Here is a 23,610-nt window from a genome sequence, read left to right as displayed (position 1 = left end):
TAATTAAAGCGAATAATTAGTCGCCGTAAACGTCGAAATCAAAATACTTTGTGTTGATTTCTTCATATTTTCCAGATTCGCGGATCGCAATAATGGCTGCATTGAATTTTTCACGCAGTTCTTCTTCGCCTTTGCGGATCGCAATACCTGCGCCTTCGCCATTGATCGCCAAGTCTGGTGTCAAAGTGCCAAGCAATTTACAGCATGCGCCGTCTTCTGTTGCGAGCCAGTCAGAAAGAACAACAACATCGTCGATCACGCCATCGATACGGCCGCTGGCAATATCAAGTTTGTATTCGTCTGGTGTCGGGTAAAGTTTCAGTTCAGCAGAACCTAGTTTTTCTTCAGCATAGTTAGAATGCGTTGTTGAAGATTGAGCACCAAGTGTTTTGCCTGCAAGGGCTGCATCTGTTGCTTCTGCAATGTCAGAGTCTTTTGGTACGGCAATTGCTGGCGGTGTGTTGTAGTATTTGTTTGTGAAGTCGACCTGCTCTTTACGCTCGTCTGTGATTGACATAGACGCGATGATTGCATCGAACTTGCCAGCAAGAAGGGCAGGGATGATGCCATCCCAATCGCTTGTTACAAATTCACATTCTGCTTTCATTTCTTCACAAAGAGCTTTTGCAATGTCGATATCAAATCCAACCAAAGAGCCGTCTGCTTCAAGGCTGTTAAATGGAGGGTAGGCGCCTTCAGTACCGATTTTTATTTTCATAGCGTGGCTTTCTGCCTGCGCTGCGCCGACTGAAAGCGCGACTGCTGCAACAGATGCCAGAATTGTTTTTGTAAAACGCATTTTTCTTCCCTTGTAGTTTGTGCACTGCTGTTTTCGCAGTGTCATTTAAACCCAATGTTTTAGGTGCCTGATCTTCCCACTAGTTTACATTGAAATGCAACAAGAAATCGGAGTAGCTGACAAAAAATGGGTGTACCGATTATTTGCCGCCGTTCAGTGGTTTTAACATGCGCAAAGTATTGCCATTTTTATTAATAATGGCATGGCGCGCAAAGCTTGCCAAATGAAGTAAAAATAATGGCAATAGGGCTGTTGCACAGAACAAATGTACCTGCTGCGTCATCTCCAATGCCGCTTGGTTGCCTGAATAAGATGCTGTCCAGCTGACCAGATTGAAAAAGTTATACGCAGCGCCAGAGAGCAACGGCATTATAAGTCCGGTAACTGCGAGCAGAAAAATCGCGGCCAATAAGCCGATAATAATTAAGCGCTCAAGAAAACTAATTGTCGGGTGTTGATTGGGCGTACGTGGAAACCCGCGCGAAAGGCGAAAAACAACGCGCCATATTAACGGCAGTGCGAGTAGCAGGCCAAAGCTCAAATGAATAGAAGGTAAATCAAGTTGCTGCGTGGCAACCATAATGAGAATTGCAAGCACGCTAAGCCAATGGTTGATCACAGAAAGCAGTGAATAGTTCGCCGCCGGATCTGCTTTTTCATTTGGTACATCATGCGGCAATATTGTTTCGGTCATTTATTTAATCTGCACTCAACTTGGTTTGAAGGCATGAAATGGTACAAAACGCACCCGATCGCCTTTGTTGATCTTGTTTACCTCTTCAGGAATTTCGATCAAGCCGGTTGCTTTGCGCAGACCCGTTATCAGCCCTGAACCGTCACGATCAAACTTTACTGCAATGGTGTTTCCATTTTCATCTTCTTGCAGCCAACCGCGCAAAAATTCGCGTCGGTCAGTCTTCTTCTTTCTGATTTCAAAGTCAGCTGCTACCGATATGCCTTGCGGCTGCTTGATAGGGATACCTAGCAGTTTTGCTATGACAGGATAAACATAAAGATTGGCGCAAACCATAGATGCGACTGGATTACCGGGCAGGCCAACGACAACACAATTGTTGATTTGTCCAAACATCATGGGGCGGCCCGGTTTAATCGCGATTTGCCAAAGGTGCCGCTTGCCCAAATTGCTTAGCACATTGAGCATATGATCTTCGTCACCGCGTGATGCGCCGCCACTTGTGAGAATCAAATCATGATTTTGAGCAGCATCGCGCATGGCTTGTGTGATTGCCGCTTCATTGTCTGGCAATATGCCCAAATCGCTGATTGTCACCATTGGGCTGGCAAGTAGCGCTTTCAGCATCGGCCTGTTGGCGTCATAAACTTTGCCGACTGTGAAAGGTTGCGACGCATCAAGTATTTCATTGCCAGTCGATAGAATTGCGATGCGTAATTTTTTGCGTAGTTTGATTTGTGTCATTCCAATAGAGGCGAGCGTTGCAATTTTCGCTGGCGTTAAAAGCTCTGCCTGATTGATAATGCATGTTTCAGCCTTGAGGTCTTCACCTGCTTTGCGGCAATTGGCGCCCAATTTTAAGCCTGACGGAATAAAGATTTTCCCATCTTCTGTGATTTCGCAATCTTCTTGCATGGCCACCGTATCGGCGTTTTGTGGCATGATTGCGCCAGTGAATATGCGCGCACATTCACCTTTTTTCAACGTAACCTCATGGCTATCACCAGCAGCGATTAGCGCGCCGAGCGATAATTTTCCTTCGTATGAAATATAGTCTGCATGAGAAAAGGCGTAGCCGTCCACGGCTGTATTATCGGTATAAGGTAGATTGCGCGGCGCGATCACATCTTGCGCGATGATACGTCCGTAAGCATCATCTAATGATAGTTCTTCGTCATCGACGACCAAGTTTAAACTATGATCAATCGTATCTAAAACTTCGGCATGTTTCATCCTGTCTTTGTCGTGCAAAAAGCAATCATCAAGCAATTGGCGCGCGGTGCTCATGAATGTGGCTCTAAATTGAGATGCTGAGCAATAAAGTCTGCGATCTGTTTGATGTCATTACGCTCAAAACGGGGAAGATCGCTGTCGATCTCGATATCTAGTTCGGCAGCGATAGCGACGACATTGTTGATGTGCCCCATAAGCTTTGCCTGCTCGGCAGAAGCGATCAAAAGCATCTTGGGATGTCCTTCACTTTTAAAGCCTTCAGCCAAAATCAGATCCGCATCTGCCATATGTGTGATGAGAGTTTGTAGGTTAGGCTCGTCTTCATTGGCGCTTATTTCATGCATGAGCGCCCAGCGTTTTGCGCTGGAAATCACGACTTCCTTTGCGCCTGAAATTCGATGCTTGTCAGTATCTGTGCCCGGTTGATCAAGGTCAAATTCATGATGTGCATGCTTGACGGAGGAGACGCTTAGCTTGCGTGATGTGAACTCGGCGATCAACGAAGCCGTGAGCGTTGTTTTGCCGGAGTTCTTAAAACCTGAAATACCAAAAAGCGGCTTCGTCATGCTTGCTGCTCCTGATAGATTTTCTGAGCGATTTCCAAATCTTCCGGTGTGTTAATGTTGAAGAACGGATCGCTATCTTGTTTAAACGGAAAATCGACAAAGACATGCGGGTGCGAACGAACCCACGCCATCACTTTTAAAATGCCAGTGTCACTCAACCATTTTTCAAGATCGTTGCATAAAGATACTGGCCACAAAGCGAAAACGGGGTGATTAAAGCCTCCTGATTTTGCCATAATAATGGTTTCGGCATCTGGCGCATTTGCTGCAAGCTCGGCGGTCAAGTTATCTGGAAAAAACGGCGAGTCGCTTGCAATCGTCACAATATGTGTTGTGGAGGGGCGGTTTTCACGCACCCATTGCATCGATGCTAATAGCCCTGCGAGCGGGCCTTGAAAGTTAGCAAGCGTGTCTGAAAAGCAAGGTGTAGAGCCAATGTTAAAACGGGGATCCTCCGAATTGGTGTTGATGGCAATATCTTTGACTTGAGCTTCCAATTTGTGATGCACAGCTTGAAGGATTGTTACATCGCCAAGTTTCAAAAGGGATTTATCCCCGCCGCCCATGCGCGTTGAGCGACCACCAGCAATAATGACGCCCGTGATGTTTTCAAGTTCAATCATCTTTGCTGCCTTTGCGCCCATGTTCCGCGGCTTCATGGGCAACTGATGCTAGGTCCAGATCACGGATAATGCGTTGATGACCTGCAAGTGCTGTAAATCGCTTGCCGCGTGCACGCCCGATGAGCGTCAGTCCAGCACGCTGTGCAAGCTCCACGCCCCAAGCTGTAAAGCCTGAACGCGAGACGAGAATAGGGATTTTCATCATCACTGTTTTAATCACCATTTCAGAGGTGAGGCGGCCCGTGGTGTAGAAGATTTTGTTCTCCGCGGGCTCGTTGTTCAAATGCATCCAGCCTGCAATTTTATCGACCGCATTATGACGGCCGACATCTTCCATATAGACCAGTGCTCGCCCGTCTTGGCAGAGCACGCAGCCATGAATAGCACCAGCGCTTAAATATAGGCTGGGCGTCGTGTTGATGGTCTTGGTCAACTGATAAAGGTCAGATGTTTTTAAACGCGCTTCAGGGTTGAGGGCGACATCATCAAACCCATCCATTATGTCGCCAAATATGGTGCCTTGAGCGCAACCAGATGTGCGCACTTTCTTTTTTAAAACTTGTTCGTAATTCGTCTGGCGCTTTGTGCGCACGACCACGACATCCAAATCATCATCATACTCAATGCTGGTGATTTCATCATCTGGTTTGAGCATGTTCTGATTGCGCAAATAGCCGACAGCCAGAAGATCTGGGTGGTCGCCAATTGTCATCATTGTCACGATTTCCTGCGCATTCAGGTAAAGCGTGACCGGTTTTTCAGTCACCACATTGACGGTAACGGGTAGGCCGTTTTCATCATATCCCGAAACATGGGTCGATAGACCTTCAGCTTCAGGGTTAGGCGCTAGCAAATACTGATTTTCATCTGACGTGTTCATGACACTTATATGCCTGAAGATGAGGGCTGACTTCAAATGCTAATTTGCTTCGTATCGGCGCGACATACGCGCCGCCATCAAGGTGATAATTAATGCGGCAAGTCCAAAGCCCACCAATAGGGCGCAAAGCCCATAAGGAGAGCCTGTTTCGCCAACAACGATGCCGCCAATAATCGATGCCAAACCACCGCCGCCAATTTGCAATGAACCGAGCAGACCGGATGCAGCACCAGCTGCTTCTGGTCTCACCGATATGGTCGCAGCCGTGACATTAGGCAGTGTCATGCCATTGCCAAGGCCGATTAGCGAAAGCGGTACGAACAACATCCAGGCAGCAGGTTCTGCCGACAGGTAAAACAAAAGAAGAGAGACGACCGGCCCGATAAAGCTGAAAATAGCACCAAGGGACATCATTTTTTCGAGGCCAACGGCTTCAGAATATCGCCCGGCGATTCCGTTGCCGAATGCATAACCAAGGGCACATAGGGAAAAGTACATTCCATATTCAAAAGGTGTTTGCCCGAAGAATAAGCTGGATACAGCTGGGCCACCGCCAAGGAAAGAAAAGAAGACAGCTGACGTAAACGAAGCCGAGCCGACAAATAGCCAAAATATCGGCATTGTTGCGAGCGAAATATAGCCCTGTATCTGATTGCTGGCGCTTTGGCCGATATTTGTGTTTGTCTCAGGTAACAAAATTAAAGTTGCCAAAAGGGCAATTAAACCAAATGAAGTGAGTAAGCCAAAGGACCATCTCCACCCTGCGACACTGTCTATGTAACCGCCAATAGCAGGGCCAATCATGGGCGCGACTGCCATGCCCATTACGACATAGCCAATCATGCTGGCTGATTTTTCACGTGGATAAACATCGCGCACAATCGCGCGCGATAGCACCATACCTGTTGCACTTGCTGCTTGAATTATACGGCCAATTAGAAATGATGAAGCATTGTCTGCCAGTAGGCAGATGGTGGAGCCGACGAGAAACAAAATAAGCGACCCTACAAGGACGGGCTTTCGTCCGTATTTATCTGACAATGGGCCAGAGAAAAGCGAGATTGCAGCTGTGGCTAATAGGTACATCGATAGGCCCAGCTGCACCGTTGCATAAGGTGCATCAAGATCGAGAGCGATGCTTGGCATAGACGGAACGAATATGTTGATCGCTAAAGGACCGACCGCTGCCAGAACGACCAATATCCAAATTTTTGGCTTTGCTGCCTGATAAATGTCTGCGGAAATCGTCATTGTAGCCTCATGAATAGTACGAGGTCTTAACTTGATGACCCGATACGCTTTGTGTTGTCGCTCTATAGAACTTGTATTGATTGAACGTTATTGATTGCGCTTACATTACTGGGGTTGAGGGTTTAGCTTTTTGAGCTCAAGCGCCCGTATGCGTTCGCGGTAGATCGCATAAATGCCAGAAGCGATAACCAATATTGATCCAATTATCATCATTAGATCTGGGCGCTCTTGTAGGAAGAAATAGCCAATAAAAATTGCGAAAATCAAACGGGTGTATCTAAACGGAGCAATCGTCCCCATCTCTCCTAGTCTGACCGAGTGAACGATACAGTAATAGCCCGCAGGACCGACGAGGCAAGCGGTAAAAAGATACCAAAAGGTTGCGCTATTAATGGGTTGCCATCCGCCCTGAAATTCCATCAGAAAATATGACGGTATCGCTAATGTCAAAAAAGCTATTGCAGACACGACTGCTGTTGAAATGTTGACATCAACGCGCCGTGTTGCCAAATCGCGCAGTGATATGCCGGCAACACCTATAAGGGCGAGAATAGATGCTGCGTTAAAACCAGCCATCCCTGGGCGAATAATAATGATGACGCCGGTGAATCCTATTAGAATAGCCGTCCAGCGACGCCAGCCGACAGGTTCTTTTAAGAAAATTGCAGCGCCAAGGGTTACCATGAGTGGGGTTGCTTGCAAAATTGCCGAAGCATTGGAAAGCGGCATGCGGGTTAGTGCTGTTACAAAGGCAAACGCAGCAATAACTTCACCCAAATTACGCAACACAACGGGTGTTTTGAGCAGTTTAGTTGTGAATAATGTTTCGTTCTGCAGGCGTGCAATAATTGCAAATGAAATAAAGCCCGCAAGTGAAAGAATGAAGAGTATTTGACCTACATCCAGCTTGAGAGAGGAAAACTTTATCATGGCATCTTCGACAGCAAAAAGTGCCATAGACACAACCATTAGGATGATTGCGCGAAGATTATTCTGAATGAGGGCCAATGCCATTTAAGTTCCTCGACCGCCGGGGATTTGGGTTGCTGATTTGCTGATGGCTTGAACGCTTCGGTTGCGTTGATGCTCACGAAAGATAGCGTAAAGGCCGCTGCCAACAACAATGATACTGCCGATAATCGTCCAAAAATCAGGCAGGTCTTCGAAAATTAGATAGCCCAGTAATATTGCCCAAAGTAGAGCGGCATATCGGAAAGGGGCGACAGTTGCGATGTCTCCATCGCGCATTGCAAGAACGATAAAATGATAGCCAACGAATAAAAAACCTGCTGCTATTATAAGCGTGCCCAGTGTTTTTATTGTCATTGGCTGCCAGCCGCCAAATGGGACAATTAATACAGCGCCAAGCAGTGTGACTGCTGCCGCAGCCAGTAACGAGACATAAAAAGGTGATATGTCTTTGTCGAGCATGCGTGTGACAATGTCTCTGCCTGCTGCCAGCACAACAACCACCAACATAACAAGTGAGTAGATATTAAAACCATCAAGGCCCGGGCGAATAATGATCAAGACGCCGGCGAAACCGATCAAGATTGCTGAGACCCTGCGCCAACCTACTGGTTCATTTAAAAACAGAAATGCGCCCAATGTGACAACCAAGGGCAAGGATTGCATGATCGCAGAAGCATTTGCGACAGGCAAATTTGAAAAGCCAATCAAAAAGAATGTGGTCGCCACAGCTTCTAAGACCACACGCAAAAGCATAGGCACACTTGTGGCTTGTCTAACGGTAATGCGTTGTTTCTTATAGATGATTAGTGCGGCGAGCAAAGCAACCATCATTAAGCCACGCACAAACATGACCTGACCTGCATTTATTTCATCGGACAATGTTTTGACGATCACATCATTAATAATGAAGCCGGACATCGCCAACGCCATAAATGCGGCGGCCTTATAATTTGTGGATAGGGTCATATTGATTGTCTTATTTGGATTGATGATATCGCGTTATCATCAAGATGAAGAAACACATAGTGCACTTTGGCTAATCGCGCGCTTCAAGCCGCCTCGGGTCAATTTTATTCGGCCTTTTGTGATTACTTGCCAAGACATACGCCGTTGCAACTTTAGCCACCGGTTACACTCATATGGCGCGATACAGATGGCCGTTTTGTTGTCCGGTCAATAATGAAATCATGCCCTTTTGGTTTGCGACTAATTGCTTCGTCAATTGCTTGGCTGACAAGTTCGTTGCCCTCAGATGCGCGTAGCGGTGTGCGCAAATCAGCGGCATCATCTTGGCCAAGGCACATATAAAGCGTGCCTGTGCATGTGAGGCGTACACGGTTGCAACTCTCGCAGAAATTATGCGTCATGGGCGTGATGAAGCCAATGCGTCCGCCGGTTTCAGCCACTTCAACATAGCGGGCGGGGCCGCCGGTTTTATAGGCGATATCGTTCAGGGTGAATTCCTGCTCTAAATCGCTGCGCACTTGTTTGAGTGGTAAATATTGATCTGTTCGATCTTCATCGATTTCACCCATTGGCATTGTTTCAATGAGCGTGAAATCCATATTATCCATGTGTGCCCAGCGCATCATATCAACGATTTCCATGTCATTGACGCCCTTAAGCGCAACGGCATTGATCTTGACTTTGAGGCCAGCGCTGCGTGCAGCTTCAATGCCGGTCAGCACGCGGTCGAGTGCGCCCCAGCGGGTGATCTTTTTGAATTTGTCACCATCCAGCGTATCCAGTGAAACATTGACACGTTTGACGCCATTATCAGCCAATTGTTGTGCGTATTTGGCCAGTTGGGAACCGTTGGTTGTGAGTGTTAGCTCATCCAGCTCACCTGATTTTAAGTGCCGCGACAATTGCTCAATGAGATGCATGATATTTTTGCGCACTAATGGCTCACCGCCTGTAAGACGCAATCGCTTCACACCCTTGTTGATGAAGGCTGTACAAAGTCGATCAAGCTCTTCAAGCGTTAAAAGCTCTTTCTTGGGCAGAAAGGTCATATGCTCTGACATGCAGTAGACGCAGCGAAAATCACAGCGGTCTGTCACTGAAACGCGCAAATAATCGACCATTCTGCCGAATGGATCAATCATTTCTGGTCCTGTTGTGCTTGCTGTCATTGTTTTCATGTCCTAACGCATATCAGGTGACTGTTGGCTGTAAAGGTCTGTTGGTCAACTCAACTTGCGGTGTTTTTTTGACACTGACACAATAATTAACGGATGCTTCCCATGAGCGAAATATGGCCGACTGAACTAAGGGTTTCAAGCGATAGAAAGCTGCTTTCTGTTCGCTTTGACAATGAAAGCGCATATGATCTTCCTGCAGAGATGCTTCGTGTGATGTCCCCATCGGCAGAGGTGCAAGGTCATTCGCCCGAACAGCGCAAGCTGATGCACGGCAAAAAAGACGTGGAAATTATGAAGATGGAGCCAGTTGGTAATTATGCTGTGCGGATTGTCTTTGATGATATGCACGATACGGGTATTTTTTCTTGGACTTATCTGGCCGAACTTGGCGCTAACAAGCAAGAAAAGTGGTCAGAATATTTAAATGAACTGGCAGAAAAAGGGCTAAGCCGATGAGTTTTGAAGCAGTCAAAGATGTCGCTACGCTTGAAGAATTATACGGCGTTCCGGGCCAAGCATCACAGGTTAAAGTGGCACATTCATTGACCGCTGAATATAGGGCTTTAATTGAAGCTTCTCCGTTTTTTGCCCTTGCAACGGCAGGGCCAGAGGGGCTTGATTGTTCGCCGCGCGGAGAGCTTGGCGGCGCATTTATTATTCATGATGATAAGACGATTATCATTCCTGATAGGCGCGGCAATAACCGCATGGATAGTTTGCGCAATATTGTGCGTAATCCCGAAATTGCGATGTTATTCTTGATCCCTGGCTCGCTGACAACCATTCGTTTGAATGGAACGGCCATTGTTACGACAGATGAAGAACTTCTGAAATCAATGGAGCGTGATGGAAAATTACCACGCTCTGCCGTGGTCGTCAGTCTTCGCGAAATTTACACGCAGTGCGGACGTGCTGTCCTGCGGGCAGGGTTATGGGATCCGGAGACCTATGTTGATCCGGCGGCCATTCCATCGACAGGTGATGTGCTGAAAGCACAAACGCAAGGCGCCTTTGAGGGCAAGGCATATGATGAAGAATGGGCTGGCCGCGCAGAAAAAACGATGTGGTAAAAGCTTTTGATATAGAGTTCAGAATTACATTCCGAACTCTTTGAAAAAGTCATTTCCTTCGCCATCGATGACTATAAAGGCAGGGAAATCCTCAACTTCAATTTTCCAGATCGCTTCCATGCCGAGTTCTGGATATTCCACAACTTCGACTTTTTTGATGCAGTCCTGCGCCAATCTTGCCGCTGGGCCGCCAATCGATCCTAGATAAAAACCACCGTGGGTTTTGCATGCCTCGCGCACTTGGCGTGATCGATTGCCTTTAGCAAGCATCACCATTGAGCCGCCAAAACTTTGGAACTGATCGACATAAGAATCCATGCGTCCCGCCGTTGTTGGGCCGAAGGAGCCGGAAGCCATGCCATCTGGCGTTTTGGCTGGGCCTGCATAATAGATCGGGTGGTTTTTGAAATAATCCGGCATATCTTCGCCTGCTTCAAGCCGTGCACGGATTTTTGAATGCGCCAAATCACGGGCAACGATGATGGTGCCGGTTAGAGAAAGGCGAGTCTTTACAGGGTGTTTGGACAGTTCTTCAAGAATTTGATTCATCGGCTGCGCAAGATCAATTTTGACCACAGCACCGCCCAAATGTTCTTCATCTACATCCGGCATATATTGTGCTGGGTTGGTTTCCAGCTGCTCGATGAATACGCCTTCTTTGTTGATTTTGCCAAGCGCTTGTCTATCTGCTGAGCAGGAAACACCAAGGCCAATTGGCAATGAAGCGCCATGCCGCGGCAAGCGGATAACGCGGACATCATGGCAGAAATACTTGCCGCCAAACTGTGCGCCAATACCCATCTTTTGAGTCATCTCATGGATTTCTTTTTCCATTTCCAAATCGCGATAGGCATTGGCTTCTTCGGAGCCTTCAGTCGGCAACTCATCTAAATAATGCGTCGATGCGAGCTTGACCGTTTTCAGGTTCATTTCGGCCGATGTGCCGCCAATAACGATTGCAAGGTGATAGGGCGGGCACGCCGCTGTGCCGAGCGTTAGAATTTTCTCACGCAAGAATTCTGTCATGCGGTCATGCGTTAGGAGCGATGGCGTGCCTTGATAAAGGAAGGTTTTGTTGGCTGACCCGCCGCCCTTGGCTACGAATAAAAATTCGTACTCATCAACGCCTTCCTCATAAAGGTCGACCTGTGCAGGAAGGTTGTTCTTTGTGTTTTTTTCCTCATACATCGACAAGGGCGCTAGCTGTGAATAGCGCAGGTTTTTCTTCTCATAAGCGTCACGCACACCGCAGCCGAGCGCATCTTCATCGCCGCCTTCGGTCCAAACGTTCCGGCCTTTTTTGCCCATAATGATTGCGGTGCCAGTATCTTGGCACATCGGCAATACGCCGCCAGCGGCAATGTTGGCGTTTTTCAAAAGGTCATAGGCAACGAAATGATCGTTTTCGGTGGCTTCTGGGTCTTCGAGAATTGAGGCCAGCTGCTTTAGGTGGCTGGGGCGCAATAGGTGATTGATATCGGAAAAAGCTTGTTCTGATAACAAACGTAGCGCTTCGGTTTCGACTACCAAGGTTTCCGTACCACGAAAATTGTCAACCGAGACAAATTTGTCTGTTAGCTTGCGCCATTGAGTGGATCGTTTACCCAGCGGGAAGAGCTTGCTCATCTGTTTTTCCTAAAGAATTACGATTGTTTGGTTTGTAAGGATTTGTGCGAAAATCGCAATCGCTCGGATATAGGATTTTCTGCTAAGATTGCGCATTTGGGCAGCAAAGCTTGTCTTTATGGACCTAATCCCAATCCCTAAAAAAGCGGCCCATGAAGGGCCGCTGATTATTCAGTTTCTGCTTGTTATGCTGATCTTGCTTCTGCAAAAGTGACGAGGCGTCGTTTGTCCTCATCCCACAATTGCAGGTTGATGCATTTCAAGCTTTCTAGAAATGTTAAACGGCGAATATCTGCCAAAGCGGGATTATCATTTAACACCTGTGTCAGGCGGTAAAACGGAATGCGGCTATATAGATGGTGCACATGATGGATGCCAATATTGGCTGTTAGCCATCTGAATACCGGCGGCAAATCATAATGTGAACTGCCATAGAGCGCAGCTTCATGAAGCTGCCATTCATCGCCGCTTTCCCAAACCGTCTCTTCAAACTGGTGTTGAATATAGAAAAGCCAAACACCAATGGCGGCCGCCATTGCCGTTGTTGCAAAGAAGATAGTGAAAAATTCAGCAAGGCCCATCGCATAAATGAGGACCGCAGCAATAACGGCAATAGCGACATTCGTTCCCATGGCGCTTACCCAGTATTTTGCACCAGCGGTAAAGAACTGGAACGGCAAACGGTTGTCGAGCATGAAAATATAGACAGGTCCAATAACAAACAGAACCAATGGATTGCGATAGGCACGGTACTGTAAACGTCCCCAAAATCCGCGCTCAGAAAACTCTTTTACAGTCAGCGTTTTAATGTCGCCAATGCCGCGATTGTCCAAATTACCTGAGGAAGCGTGATGCAAAATATGGCTTTGGCGCCAAACATCGTATGGCGTGAGCGTTAGAACGCCAAGGGCACGGCCAACCCAGTCGTTTAATTTCTTGTGCCTGAAAAATGCTCCGTGGCCGCAATCATGTTGGATAGCAAAAAGGCGCACGAGGAAAAAAGCGGCAGGCACGCAAATCAAAACTGAAATTATGGGGCTAATCGAGAACGCAAACCACGCCGCAAGCCACAAACCGATAAACGGCACCAATGTCCATGCTATTTCAAGTGTTGAGCGACCGTGATGCGGGTCTCTATATTTTGCGAGTGTTCGCATCCAGTCAGCAGCTGGTTTTTCGCCATTGTCGACGTCAAACGTCTCTGCACTCGGTCGTTTATTCATATCTTAAGCCCAATTAATTTTGCACTTGATGAACGGCTGAAACAATAAGTGCAATAGACGAATGGTCACAGTTGCGTTTTATCCAGAGTTAAAACCATGAAAAAAGATGGCTTATTTACTTGTTTATCAACGATAAAACCATTTCCGAGTTCATTTCGTTAAAGTGTGAAATTATCTTTTCAGGCTGATAATCTTCAACGGGCGTGTCGCAGTAGCCAAAATCAACCGCAATGACGGGAATCAACGCCGCTTTGGCTGTTGAAAAATCCGTTGGTGTGTCTCCGACCATAATTGACTGTTTGGGGGCTGCGCCTGCCATTTCGATTGTTTTTAGAAGATGATCTGGGTGCGGTTTTCGCACGGAAAATGTATCTTGGCCTGTAATGGCTTCAAACCAATGGTCCATGTTTAAGGCTTTTAGAAGCTTTTTTGCGAGCATTTCTGTCTTGTTGGTACAAACTGCGAATTGAAAGCCAGCTTCTTTAAGGTCCATCATTGCATCCAAGAGACCGTCGAAAGGTTTGGAGTTGCCAGGCATGTTTTGTGCGTATTTTGCAATGAAGTCTGCAACCAGATTATCGAGTTTTTCAGGATTTATATGTTTTCCTGCCATTTGATACGTGCGCGCCAGCATGACACGGCTTCCAAAGCCCACATGTGCACGCATTTCATCCGTATCTACGGCATCCAATCCTTCAGCCGCGATTATTTCGTTAAGCGTGGCAAGAAGGTCAGGAGCCGTGTCGATAAGTGTTCCGTCGAGATCGAACACAATCAGCGGCGAGGGCTTGTTCATAGTTGGTCCTAATGTAACTCTTTTGAAGCTTTAGCTCTTTGACTAATGTAATGTTTGTAAAATTGAAAAGCTATTTGATGTCTTTATAAGGTGTTTTGGCGGTTGGCGGGGTGAATTGCACATGTTATCGGACAATTTGACCTATTATATGAATGAGTGCTGAAATATATGTCCCAACAATCCATGAAAATTGAAGCTGCGCGTGCTGCGCTTGAATATGTTGAAAGTGGTATGCGCCTTGGTATTGGCACTGGCTCAACCGCAGAGGAGTTTGTGAAACTTCTGGCTGAGCGGGTCAATGATGGCCTTGAAATCATTGGTGTTCCAACGTCTGAACGCACGGCCAAGCTTTGCACAGAGCTTGGTGTGCCGCTGTCCTCTTTAGATGAAACGCCGCAGCTTGATCTGACAATTGATGGTGCCGACGAGCTGGACGCGAATCTATCGCTTATAAAAGGCGGGGGCGGTGCATTGCTGCGCGAAAAAATCGTTGCTTTTGCATCTAAGAAAATGATCGTGATTGCGGATGGCAGCAAGGTTGTGGAAAAACTGGGTGCTTTTCCTCTGCCGATTGAAGTCAATATTTTTGGATTGGCAGCGACCAAACAGGCTGTGGAAGATGCCGCTAGTAGATTGAACCTTGTTGGCACGATTAAAATTCGCGAAACCCGCGATGGTGATGAATTTAAAACCGATGGTGGCCATTTGATCCTTGATGCATCATTCGGCCACATTTGCGACCCAGAGGCGTTATCAAATGCGTTGCATGCGATACCAGGTGTTGTTGAACATGGGCTGTTTATTGGCCTGGCTGATGTTGCTGTGGTTGCTCAGGAAAACGGTATTGAGATTAAAACGACTGCATTGTGAACATAACAATGCAGATGGAACAGAGTTATAGGAGTTGGGTAGAATGAAGATAACCAAATGGATTAAAGGTGGCGTACTCGCTATTGCCGTGACAGGCGCAACGATGACAGCATCCATGGCTCAAGAAGTTACTGAAAGCCACTTGGAGGCTGCGCGTAAAGCGATAACGGCTATTGAAGCAACTGCGCGTTTTGATGAGATTCTACCGAATGTAGCTTTGCGTATTACAAGTCAAATGATTGGGAATAATCCTGATTTGGAAACGCAAATTAATGAAATTGTTGACACAGAGACCTTGGCGTTGGTTTCGCGGCGTGCTGACTTGGAAAAAGAAGCTGCGCTTGTTTATGCCAAGTCAATTTCTGAAGCAGATTTGAATGCTATTGCTGCGTTTTATTCATCTGATGCAGGCAAGGCTTTGTTGAATAATGGCGCTATATTGGCCCGTGAGGTTCAACAAGCTGCTGCCGTTTGGCAGCGCGGTATCGAGCGTGACTTGCTAGAAAATGTGAACGAGAAACTTAAAGAAGTCGCGCCGCGCTCGGTTGACGATAAAACCGATGATGCAGCCGAGACTAAGACTGAATAATGCGTGTAATAAACTAAGAGTGATCGTTAATCGGTCCGCTTAGACCTTGTGAAAAGCTGCTTGTAACGCGATATGTTGCAGGCAGCTTTTTTATTTGGATAATATTATGTCTGATTTTGATTTCGACTTCTTTGTAATTGGTGGCGGTTCTGGTGGAGTGCGTGCCGCAAACCGGGTGAGTGCGCTAGGGAAAAAGGTTGGTTTGGCCGAAGAGTACCGCATGGGCGGTACTTGCGTCATTCGCGGCTGTGTTCCCAAAAAACTTTTTGTTTATGCCTCACATTATCCAGAATATTTCGAAGATGCTGCTGGTTATGGCTTTAGCGTTGGTGAGACGTCTTTCGATTGGAAGGTGCTCATGGCTAAAAAAGACGAAGAGATTGCACGGCTAGAAGGACTTTACCGTAAAGGTCTTGAAGGCAATGATGTTGAGATTTTTGACAGCCGCGCGGTTCTTAAAGGACCGCATGAGGTTTATCTTGAAGCCAGCGGCAAGACCGTCACAGCTGCACAAATATTGGTGGCAACTGGTGGCAGCGCGAACACTCATAATGATTTGGATGGACATGAGCATTGCATCACTTCCAATGAGGCGTTGCATCTGGAAGAATTGCCTAAGTCAATTATCATCGCAGGCGGGGGCTATATTGCCGTCGAGTTTGCTAATATTTTCCATGGCTTGGGTGTCGAAACCACGTTGATTTATCGCGGCGTCAAGATTCTTGGCGGTTTTGATGATGATTTGCGCGATCATTTGCAGCAAACGATGATCGACAAAGGCATAAAGGTGATTTTGCATGAGGTCTTTACGAAGGTCGAAAAACGCAGTGACGGGAAGCTTGATGCAACCTTGTCTGGCGGTGATGTGCTGACTGTGGACCAGATTATGCTTGGGTTAGGGCGTCACCCTAATACCAAAGGTCTTGGATTGGAAAATGCAGGCGTAGAAATCAATCAGAAAGGCGCGATCATCGTTGATGATTATTGCCGTACAAATGTGCCACATATTTGGGCCGTGGGCGATGTGATTGACCGCGTTCAATTGACACCGGTTGCTATTCACGAATCCATGTCTTTGCTCCAGACTGCGTTTTTGAATAACCCAACAAAACCAGACTATGATACAATTCCAACGGCAGTGTTCTCACAGCCAGAGATTGGAACTGTTGGTTTGAGCGAAGAGCAGGCGGTTAAAAAATACAGCGCACTTGAAGTGTACAAAACCACATTCCGACCGATGAAAAACATTTTGCCGGGCCGTGATGAAAAAATGATGATGAAGCTCATTGTTGATGCTTCAACACGCATCGTTGTTGGCGCTCATGTGATTGGTCCGGATGCAGGCGAAATGGCTCAATTGCTCGGCATTTCATTAAAAGCGCGTTGTACCAAAGATGATTTTGACGCGACGATGGCCTTGCATCCATCTGCAGCAGAGGAATTTGTGACAATGTATGAGCCAACTTACCGTATTAAAGATGGTGAACGTGTAGGCTAATGATGGAGTGGGAAGCACTTGTTGAACGGGCACGCGGCGGTGATCTGATTGCTTATTTTGGGTATGGCTCGCTCGTAAATCCGGCAACACACCGTACCAATGTTCTGCATTATGAACGCGCGCAGTTGCGTGGTTTTAAGCGTAGTTGGCAGGAAAGGCCGGATGTTGGCACAGAGCCAGTTGCTCTGCTTAGTTCAGCGCCGTCATCGCGTGATGATTTGTTGGACGGTTTGCTGGTCTTTGATTTTAGCGAGAATTTACCTTTGCTCGATGAGCGAGAGTATGGCTATGACCGCCTTAGCGTGACGCCTGAGGATTTGAAGCTATATGATGATAAGGCTCTGCCTGAGATACCGCTTTATGTTTATTCAGGTAGATTGCCGCAAAAAGTCGACGCGCCGCATTATATTTTGCAGAGTTATCTTGATGCCGTAATGCAAGGGTATTTGCATCAATATGGTGAAGAAGGCGTCCGTAATTTCGTGGAACGCACGGCGCGGTTTGATACCAAACTTTTTGCAGACCGCGCATCGCCGCGTTATCCGCGCTATGTTTCTTTGTCAGAGAGTGAGCAGTATTTGTTTGATCAAGTGACCTCATTCATGAGCACAGTTTAAGAACTATCGTTAAAGATACAGGTCTTTCTAAGTCGAATTGCGGGGTGACATAACCATTGGTTATGTTTTATAGGGTCGCAAGTTAATGCCGCATTGGGCGGCGCATTATTAGGTTATAAGATTATGGCAGACAATTGGACACCCGACAGCTGGCGCAGCAAACCCATTTTGCAGGTGCCTAACTATCCGGACCATGCGAAACTTGAAGTCGTTGAAAAGCGCCTTTCATCGTTTCCACCACTTGTTTTTGCAGGCGAGGCACGCTCGCTGAAAAGCCACCTTGCGGATGTTTGCGAAGGCAACGGATTTCTCCTTCAGGGCGGTGACTGCGCTGAATCATTTGCTGAACATGAAGCAGATAATATTCGCGATTTCTTCCGTGTTTTCCTTCAAATGGCGGCAGTGCTGACTTTTGGCGGTTCTAAGCCTGTTGTAAAAATTGGCCGAATTGCAGGTCAGTTTGCCAAGCCACGTTCATCGGACATTGAAAAGAAAAATGATGTGGAATTACCGTCTTACCGCGGCGATATCATTAACGGCATCGATTTTGATGAAGCTTCGCGTATTCCTGATCCAGAACGTCAGATTATGGCATACCGCCAGTCTGCAGCTACATTGAACTTGCTTCGCGCTTTTGCACAGGGCGGTTACGCAAATCTAGAAAATGTGCATCAGTGGACGATGGACTTTGTTGCTGGTAGCCCGCAAGGCGCACGTTATTCAGAACTCGCTGATCGCATTTCTGAGACGATGCAATTCATGTCGTCAATTGGCATCACAGCGGAAAATCATTCTAAGCTTCGTGAAACAGAATTCTTCACGAGCCATGAAGCTCTTTTGCTTGGTTACGAGCAAGCGATGACACGTACCGATTCGACATCTGGGGATTTCTACACCACGTCTGGTCATATGATTTGGATTGGCGACCGTACGCGCCAGCTTGATCATGCGCATGTTGAATTCTGCCGCGGTGTTAAAAACCCAATCGGTTTGAAATGCGGTCCATCGCTTGAAACAGATGATCTTTTGAACTTGATCGATCGTTTGAACCCTGAAAACGAGGCTGGCCGTTTAACACTGATTGCCCGTTTTGGACATGATAAGGTTGAGCAGCATTTGCCACAGCTTATTAGAGCTGTTGAAAAAGAAGGCAAGAAAGTAGTTTGGTCATGTGACCCGATGCATGGAAACACAATTTCTGCAGGCGGTTATAAAACGCGTCCATTCGACCGTGTGCTTGGTGAAGTTCAGTCTTTCTTTGATGTTCACCGTGCAGAAGGTACTTATGCTGGTGGCATGCATGTCGAAATGACTGGCAAAAATGTTACCGAATGTATGGGCGGCGCTAAAGCAATCACGGAAGCTGATTTGCAAGATCGTTACCACACGCATTGTGATCCGCGTCTGAACGCTGATCAGGCTTTGGAATTGTCATTCCTCGTTGCTGAGCTTTTGAAAAAAGATCGTGATAGCGGCACATCGAAAGTGGCTGTTAACGGCTGATACAGTCGCATATTAAACGAATTTATAAGGCCGCAGCTGTTATTCTGCGGCCTTATTTGTTGGAGGTTTTTATGGCTAAAGGTTCATGCCATTGCGGCGCTGTTTCATTTGACGTTTCAGGCGAGCTGCGCAAAGTGATTTATTGCCATTGCGAACAATGCCGCAAGCAAACAGGTCACTTCGTTGCGGCGACCAGTGCGGCAGACAAAGATATTGAGATTCATGGCGGTGAGAGCCTGACATGGTATGCAGCGTCAGAAACCGCTAAACGCGGATTTTGTTCACATTGCGGATCGGCGCTTTTTTGGAAGAGTAATGGCAGCGATAAAACGTCAATAATGGCTGGTAGCCTTGAAAAGCCAACGGGCTTGGTTGCAGATCGTCATATCTATGTTGCTGATAAAGGTGATTATTATGAAATCTGCGATGGCCTGCCTGTTTTTGCGCAATCGGATTTGATCTAGTTTAATGTTGCGACTTGTATCTGCGTTGAAAAATTCTTGGGCTGGTTTGGTGCATTTGCTTCACCATGAGACAGCGTTCAAACAAGAATGCATCATTCTTGTCGCTGCTGTTCCTGCTGCTTACATCATTGCAGCTAGTTTTCAGCAGTATGTTTTACTGATTCTTATGTTGGTCTTTATCATTATTGTTGAAGTGCTGAATACTGCGGTTGAAGCGGTTTGCGATGCCTTGAGCACTGATTTTGATGCTAATATCAAGATTGCGAAGGACTGCGGTTCGCTTGCCGTTTTGCTCTCTGTTTTGATGGCCGCAACGGTGTGGGGCTTTGCTGCCATAGAGTGGCTATTGCGATTTAGTTGACAATGTGTCGTGAAAACCACGGCTTGTGTGAACGATCCTCGCCGCACATTATCTCCTGACTAAGGAGAAAAGTGTGATGTCTAATGAATATCCCGATGCTCTATTTATTTCGCACGGTGCGCCGGACCTTGTTTTGGCTGATACCGCCGCTGCTCGTTTCTTAAAAGAGTTCGGCGCCAATGCAGCAAAACCTAAAGCCTATGTGGTGGCCAGTGCTCATTTTGAGGCTGATCAAGTTTTGTTGTCAGGCGATGCTGAGCCGGAAATGATTTATGATTTTGGTGGTTTTGACCGACGGCTCAACGCCATGGTTTATGCTGCGCCCGGCTTTCCAAGTTTGGCGTCAGATATGGCGCAAGCATTGATAGAAACTGGCTATGATGCGCATGCAATAGATAATCGTGGTTTTGATCACGGCACTTGGGTGCCAATGATGCTCCTCAACGAAGCTGCAGATGTGCCTATTGTTCAAATATCTGTTGCGCCAAATCGCGATGCAAGATGGCATTTCGAATTGGGTAAAGCACTGCGCGCAGCGCTTTCAGATAATATTGCAATCATTGGTTCTGGCTCATTTACCCACAATCTTCGTGCGGTTTTTGGAGCAAATGGTCTGGCAGATCGGAATGCCATTGCGCCTGCATGGGTGACAGAGTTTGAGAATTGGATGACCGAACGATTGGAGAGCGGCGATATTGAAGCGCTTTTGGATTACCGCAATCAAGCACCTTATGCCGAAGAGAATCACCCGACTGAAGAACATATTGCGCCACTTTTTGTTGCTCTGGGCGCTGGTCGTTCGGGCAAAGCCGTGATGTTGCATGAAAGTCATGAGTTTGGGGCGCTGGCGATGAACGCATTTGCGTTTAATTAGGCTCTGGACCCGATTGCACGTCTTTAAAAGCCGCGCTACATCAGCTTTATGGAAAACAATTCGACCCTAGATACATTACGCATCGCTGTTGCTCAGTTAAATCCGACCGTTGGCGATATTGAAGGTAACTTAAAGCTTGCGCTGGAGGCATATCAAGATGCCAAGCGTCAGGGTGCAGACCTTGTGCTTTATCCTGAGCTTTTCATTTCAGGCTATCCGCCTGAAGATCTGGTCATGCGTCCAGCCTTCCTAAATGCTTGTGAGGCTGCGGTCGAAGAGTTTGCCAAGACGACCAGCGAAGATGGGCCGGGCGCTGTGATTGGTGTTCCGCTGGCTCGTGATGGTAAACGCTATAACGCCGTGATGGTGATCGACAAGGGTGCGATCATTGCAGAGCGTTATAAGGTGGATTTGCCCAACTATGGCGAATTCGATGAGAAACGCGTTTTCCATGCGGGCGAAATGCCTGGCCCGGTGAATTTTCGCGGCGTGCGAATAGGTATTCCAATTTGCGAAGATATTTGGGGACATTTGGGTGTTTGCGAAACGCTTGCTGAAAGCGGCGCTGAAATTTTGCTAGTGCCCAATGGCTCGCCTTATTATCGCGGTAAAGTCGATATTCGTCATCAGGTCGTGATCAAGCAGGTTATCGAATCTGAATTGCCTATGGTTTATTGCGCGTTGCTGGGCGGGCAAGATGAGCTTGTGTTTGATGGTGCGTCATTTGCATTTAACGCTGACCGTTCGCTTGCCTTCCAGATGAGCCAGTTTGAAGAGCAAACAAGTATTTCGACTTGGAAGCGTCAAGATGATGTCTGGGTTTGCACTGACGGGCCGCGTTCGAAAATTCCGGAAGCAGAAGAGGCCGATTACCGCGCCTGCATGTTTGGCCTGCGTGATTACGTCAATAAAAACGGTTTTAAAAATGTCGTTCTTGGCATGTCTGGCGGTATCGATAGTGCGATCTGCGCTGCATTAGCGGTTGATGCGCTGGGTGAGGAACGCGTTCGCTGTGTGATGATGCCTTACACTTATACTGCCAAGGATTCGCTCGTTGATGCAGAAGCAGGCGCAAAAGCGCTTGGTTGCCGCTATGATGTGATACCTATTTTTGAACCAGTGCAGGGTTTTACGTCGGCTCTGTCTGATATGTTTGCGGGCACAGATGACGGTGTGACGGAAGAGAACCTTCAAAGCCGTACACGCGGTACGATTTTGATGGCGATATCCAACAAGTTTGGTTCCATGGTCGTAACCACAGGCAACAAGTCTGAAATGTCTGTTGGTTATGCAACGCTTTACGGCGATATGAACGGCGGTTTTAACCCGATTAAAGATCTTTATAAAATGCAGGTCTATGCGCTTGCGCGTTGGCGCAACACGCAGGTGCCGGCAACCGCATTTGGACCGTCGGGCGAAGTTATTCCGCAAAACATTATCGACAAGGCACCGTCTGCTGAATTGAGACCTGATCAAACAGATCAGGATTCCTTGCCGCCTTATCCAGTGCTCGATGACATTTTAGAATGTCTGGTAGAAGGCGAAATGGGCGTTAATGAGATTGTTGAGCGCGGCCATGATCGAGAATTGGTGCACCGTATTGAGCACTTGTTGTACATCGCAGAATATAAGCGGCGCCAATCTGCGCCAGGTGTAAAAATTACCCGCAAACAATTTGGCCGTGACCGTCGCTATCCGATCACAAATAGATTCAGAGATCGGAACTAAGTGTCTGTTTTTAATTTTCTTTCGGACAACGCTCGCTGGATTGGCGGTGCGTTTTTACTGACCTTGTTTTCATCGTTCGGTCAAACGTTTTTCATTTCACTTTCGGCTGGCGAAATTCGAAGTGAATATGGTCTTAGTCATGGGCAATTTGGTTTGCTGTATATGGTGGCGACATTGTGCAGTGCGCTAACTTTGCCTTGGATGGGCAAAATTGTGGACCGGTTTACACCTGCTCAAGTTACAATGATGATTGTGCCAATGTTGGCGCTTGGCGCCGTCGGTATGGCGTTTTCAACACATGTCGCTGCATTGGTTTTGTCTATTTATTTGTTGCGCCTTTTTGGGCAAGCGATGATGACACAAAATGCATTGACGGCGACAGCGCGTTGGTTTGCCGCCAATCGCGGTAAAGCCATTTCGTTTGTTACTATTGGCCATAATGTTGGTGAGGCGGTTCTTCCATTTACATTTGTATTTGTGGCGGGGGCTGTTGGTTGGCGAAATAGCTGGTTGGTGGCAGCAGCTTTGCTTATTGTTTTTGCTTTGCCAGTGATAACAAAACTTGTCGCAAAGGACAGGGAACGGCAGAGTTCTGATCCAGAGCCAAAAGTTGTTGCCGTGCGTGACTGGACGCGACCTGAAGCTTTGCGTGATATTTTCTTTTGGCTTTTGTTGATTGGTATGCTTGCGCCAGCATTCATAGGAACAACAATTTTCTTCCATCAGGTTTATCTTGTTGAGTTGCGCGGTTGGTCACTGACGATCTTTGCTTCGGCCTTTTCTGTGATGGCGATGTTTACGATTGGGTTTGTGCTTGTATCAGGGGCATTGGTGGATAGATTTTCTGCTGTTGCTTTATTGCCGAGTTTTCTCATCCCGCTTTCGCTGGCATGTTTCGTACTTGGTGGTTTTGATGCGCAGTGGTCGGTATTTGTTTTTATGGCGTTGCTTGGTACATCATATGGCTTTTCATCCACTTTGTTTGGTGCTGTGTGGCCTGAAATTTATGGCACAAAATATCTGGGTTCAATCAGAGCGATAACAGTGGCGATGATGGTGTTTGCAACAGCGGCGGGCCCAGGCTTGACGGGATGGCTCATTGATATAGGCGTATCTTATTCAAGCCAGATTATCGTGATGGGGGTATATTGCGTCGTGGCTTGCGGTATTATGACCTTCGTTTCAAAGGGACTATTGCGGCGTAACGCAACCACATAGTCCAATTCTGC

General features: G+C 47.1%; 25 protein-coding genes. 12 read left to right on the top strand and 13 right to left on the bottom strand.

The window, feature by feature from the left end; genetic code table 11:
* Positions 1–16 precede the first annotated feature (16 nt).
* The 10 genes from C504_RS0104950 to moaA all read right to left on the bottom strand — a co-directional run bounded on the left by C504_RS0104950 (position 17) and on the right by moaA (position 9,162).
* Entirely contained in the window at positions 17–799 is a 783-nt protein-coding gene (locus C504_RS0104950) for an ABC transporter substrate-binding protein (protein WP_018688201.1), read from the bottom strand.
* A gap of 139 nt (positions 800–938) precedes the next feature.
* Entirely contained in the window at positions 939–1,493 is a 555-nt protein-coding gene (locus tag C504_RS0104945) for a cytochrome b/b6 domain-containing protein (RefSeq protein ID WP_018688200.1), read from the bottom strand.
* A gap of 15 nt (positions 1,494–1,508) precedes the next feature.
* Positions 1,509–2,780 carry a molybdopterin molybdotransferase MoeA gene (locus C504_RS0104940; protein WP_018688199.1) on the bottom strand — a complete coding sequence of 424 codons (1,272 nt, stop codon included), beginning with the start codon at positions 2,778–2,780 and terminating at the stop codon, positions 1,509–1,511.
* Complete coding sequence (gene mobB, locus C504_RS0104935) at positions 2,777–3,292, bottom strand: molybdopterin-guanine dinucleotide biosynthesis protein B (protein WP_018688198.1); 516 nt, start codon at positions 3,290–3,292, stop codon at positions 2,777–2,779. The genes C504_RS0104940 and mobB overlap by 4 nt, the downstream gene beginning before the upstream one ends.
* On the bottom strand, positions 3,289–3,915 hold the full coding sequence (mobA, locus tag C504_RS0104930; protein WP_083923138.1) for a molybdenum cofactor guanylyltransferase MobA: 627 nt from the start codon (positions 3,913–3,915) through the stop codon (positions 3,289–3,291). Before mobA ends, mobB begins: the two co-directional genes overlap by 4 nt.
* Positions 3,908–4,795 (bottom strand): formate dehydrogenase accessory sulfurtransferase FdhD, encoded by an 888-nt coding sequence (gene fdhD, locus C504_RS0104925; protein ID WP_018688196.1) that lies wholly within the window; start codon positions 4,793–4,795, stop codon positions 3,908–3,910. Before fdhD ends, mobA begins: the two co-directional genes overlap by 8 nt.
* Before the next feature lie 39 nt (positions 4,796–4,834).
* Positions 4,835–6,046 (bottom strand): multidrug effflux MFS transporter, encoded by a 1,212-nt coding sequence (locus tag C504_RS0104920; RefSeq protein WP_018688195.1) that lies wholly within the window; start codon positions 6,044–6,046, stop codon positions 4,835–4,837.
* Positions 6,047–6,151: 105 nt separating this feature from the next.
* The gene (locus C504_RS0104915) at positions 6,152–7,060 is read right to left on the bottom strand and encodes a DMT family transporter (RefSeq protein WP_018688194.1); all 909 of its coding nucleotides are present in this window, start codon (positions 7,058–7,060) and stop codon (positions 6,152–6,154) included.
* Positions 7,061–7,984 carry a DMT family transporter gene (locus C504_RS0104910; protein WP_018688193.1) on the bottom strand — a complete coding sequence of 308 codons (924 nt, stop codon included), beginning with the start codon at positions 7,982–7,984 and terminating at the stop codon, positions 7,061–7,063. It abuts the gene before it with no gap.
* Positions 7,985–8,136: 152 nt separating this feature from the next.
* Positions 8,137–9,162: a GTP 3',8-cyclase MoaA gene (gene moaA, locus C504_RS0104905; RefSeq protein WP_018688192.1), complete on the bottom strand. Its 1,026-nt coding sequence runs from the start codon at positions 9,160–9,162 to the stop codon at positions 8,137–8,139.
* Positions 9,163–9,264: 102 nt separating this feature from the next.
* Here moaA and C504_RS0104900 point away from each other — a divergent pair, with 102 nt between their 5' ends.
* Together C504_RS0104900 and C504_RS0104895 are read left to right on the top strand one after the other, a co-directional pair.
* Positions 9,265–9,618: a gamma-butyrobetaine hydroxylase family protein gene (locus tag C504_RS0104900; protein WP_026317229.1), complete on the top strand. Its 354-nt coding sequence runs from the start codon at positions 9,265–9,267 to the stop codon at positions 9,616–9,618.
* Positions 9,615–10,232: a pyridoxamine 5'-phosphate oxidase family protein gene (locus C504_RS0104895; protein WP_018688190.1), complete on the top strand. Its 618-nt coding sequence runs from the start codon at positions 9,615–9,617 to the stop codon at positions 10,230–10,232. Before C504_RS0104900 ends, C504_RS0104895 begins: the two co-directional genes overlap by 4 nt.
* Positions 10,233–10,256: 24 nt before the next feature.
* On the opposite strand, the gene C504_RS0104890 is transcribed toward C504_RS0104895, so the two are convergent.
* From C504_RS0104890 to C504_RS0104880, 3 genes are all read right to left on the bottom strand, one after another.
* The gene (locus C504_RS0104890) at positions 10,257–11,858 is read right to left on the bottom strand and encodes a fumarate hydratase (RefSeq protein WP_018688189.1); all 1,602 of its coding nucleotides are present in this window, start codon (positions 11,856–11,858) and stop codon (positions 10,257–10,259) included.
* A gap of 185 nt (positions 11,859–12,043) precedes the next feature.
* Positions 12,044–13,081, bottom strand: coding sequence for a fatty acid desaturase (locus C504_RS0104885; protein ID WP_018688188.1), 1,038 nt, complete (start codon positions 13,079–13,081; stop codon positions 12,044–12,046).
* A gap of 115 nt (positions 13,082–13,196) precedes the next feature.
* On the bottom strand, positions 13,197–13,877 hold the full coding sequence (locus tag C504_RS0104880) for an HAD family hydrolase (RefSeq protein ID WP_018688187.1): 681 nt from the start codon (positions 13,875–13,877) through the stop codon (positions 13,197–13,199).
* Between the two features lie 168 nt (positions 13,878–14,045).
* Between C504_RS0104880 and rpiA the strand changes: the two genes are divergently transcribed.
* The 10 genes from rpiA to C504_RS0104830 all read left to right on the top strand — a co-directional run bounded on the left by rpiA (position 14,046) and on the right by C504_RS0104830 (position 23,599).
* Positions 14,046–14,747, top strand: a complete 702-nt coding sequence (gene rpiA / locus C504_RS0104875; protein WP_041951494.1) for a ribose-5-phosphate isomerase RpiA — start codon at positions 14,046–14,048, stop codon at positions 14,745–14,747.
* Positions 14,748–14,790: 43 nt separating this feature from the next.
* A complete protein-coding gene (locus C504_RS0104870; protein WP_018688185.1) occupies positions 14,791–15,336 on the top strand; it encodes a DUF2059 domain-containing protein in 546 nt (181 codons plus the stop codon).
* Between the two features lie 106 nt (positions 15,337–15,442).
* Positions 15,443–16,834 carry a glutathione-disulfide reductase gene (gene gor / locus C504_RS0104865; protein ID WP_018688184.1) on the top strand — a complete coding sequence of 464 codons (1,392 nt, stop codon included), beginning with the start codon at positions 15,443–15,445 and terminating at the stop codon, positions 16,832–16,834.
* Positions 16,834–17,451 (top strand): gamma-glutamylcyclotransferase family protein, encoded by a 618-nt coding sequence (locus C504_RS17225; RefSeq protein ID WP_018688183.1) that lies wholly within the window; start codon positions 16,834–16,836, stop codon positions 17,449–17,451. The genes gor and C504_RS17225 overlap by 1 nt, the downstream gene beginning before the upstream one ends.
* A gap of 123 nt (positions 17,452–17,574) precedes the next feature.
* A complete protein-coding gene (locus C504_RS0104855; protein WP_018688182.1) occupies positions 17,575–18,954 on the top strand; it encodes a class II 3-deoxy-7-phosphoheptulonate synthase in 1,380 nt (459 codons plus the stop codon).
* A 71-nt stretch (positions 18,955–19,025) separates the two neighbouring features.
* Positions 19,026–19,418, top strand: coding sequence for a GFA family protein (locus tag C504_RS0104850; protein WP_018688181.1), 393 nt, complete (start codon positions 19,026–19,028; stop codon positions 19,416–19,418).
* Between the two features lie 4 nt (positions 19,419–19,422).
* Positions 19,423–19,779 carry a diacylglycerol kinase gene (locus C504_RS0104845; RefSeq protein ID WP_018688180.1) on the top strand — a complete coding sequence of 119 codons (357 nt, stop codon included), beginning with the start codon at positions 19,423–19,425 and terminating at the stop codon, positions 19,777–19,779.
* 76 nt (positions 19,780–19,855) lie between these two features.
* Complete coding sequence (locus C504_RS0104840) at positions 19,856–20,653, top strand: DODA-type extradiol aromatic ring-opening family dioxygenase (protein WP_018688179.1); 798 nt, start codon at positions 19,856–19,858, stop codon at positions 20,651–20,653.
* Positions 20,654–20,701: 48 nt separating this feature from the next.
* On the top strand, positions 20,702–22,381 hold the full coding sequence (locus C504_RS0104835; protein WP_018688178.1) for an NAD+ synthase: 1,680 nt from the start codon (positions 20,702–20,704) through the stop codon (positions 22,379–22,381).
* Positions 22,382–23,599: an MFS transporter gene (locus C504_RS0104830; RefSeq protein ID WP_018688177.1), complete on the top strand. Its 1,218-nt coding sequence runs from the start codon at positions 22,382–22,384 to the stop codon at positions 23,597–23,599.
* Positions 23,600–23,610: the final 11 nt, after the last annotated feature.

Origin of the sequence: Ahrensia kielensis DSM 5890, from assembly GCF_000374465.1 — a bacterium.
Lineage (GTDB): Bacteria > Pseudomonadota > Alphaproteobacteria > Rhizobiales > Rhizobiaceae > Ahrensia > Ahrensia kielensis.
This window is presented reverse-complemented; position numbering and strand designations above follow the sequence as displayed.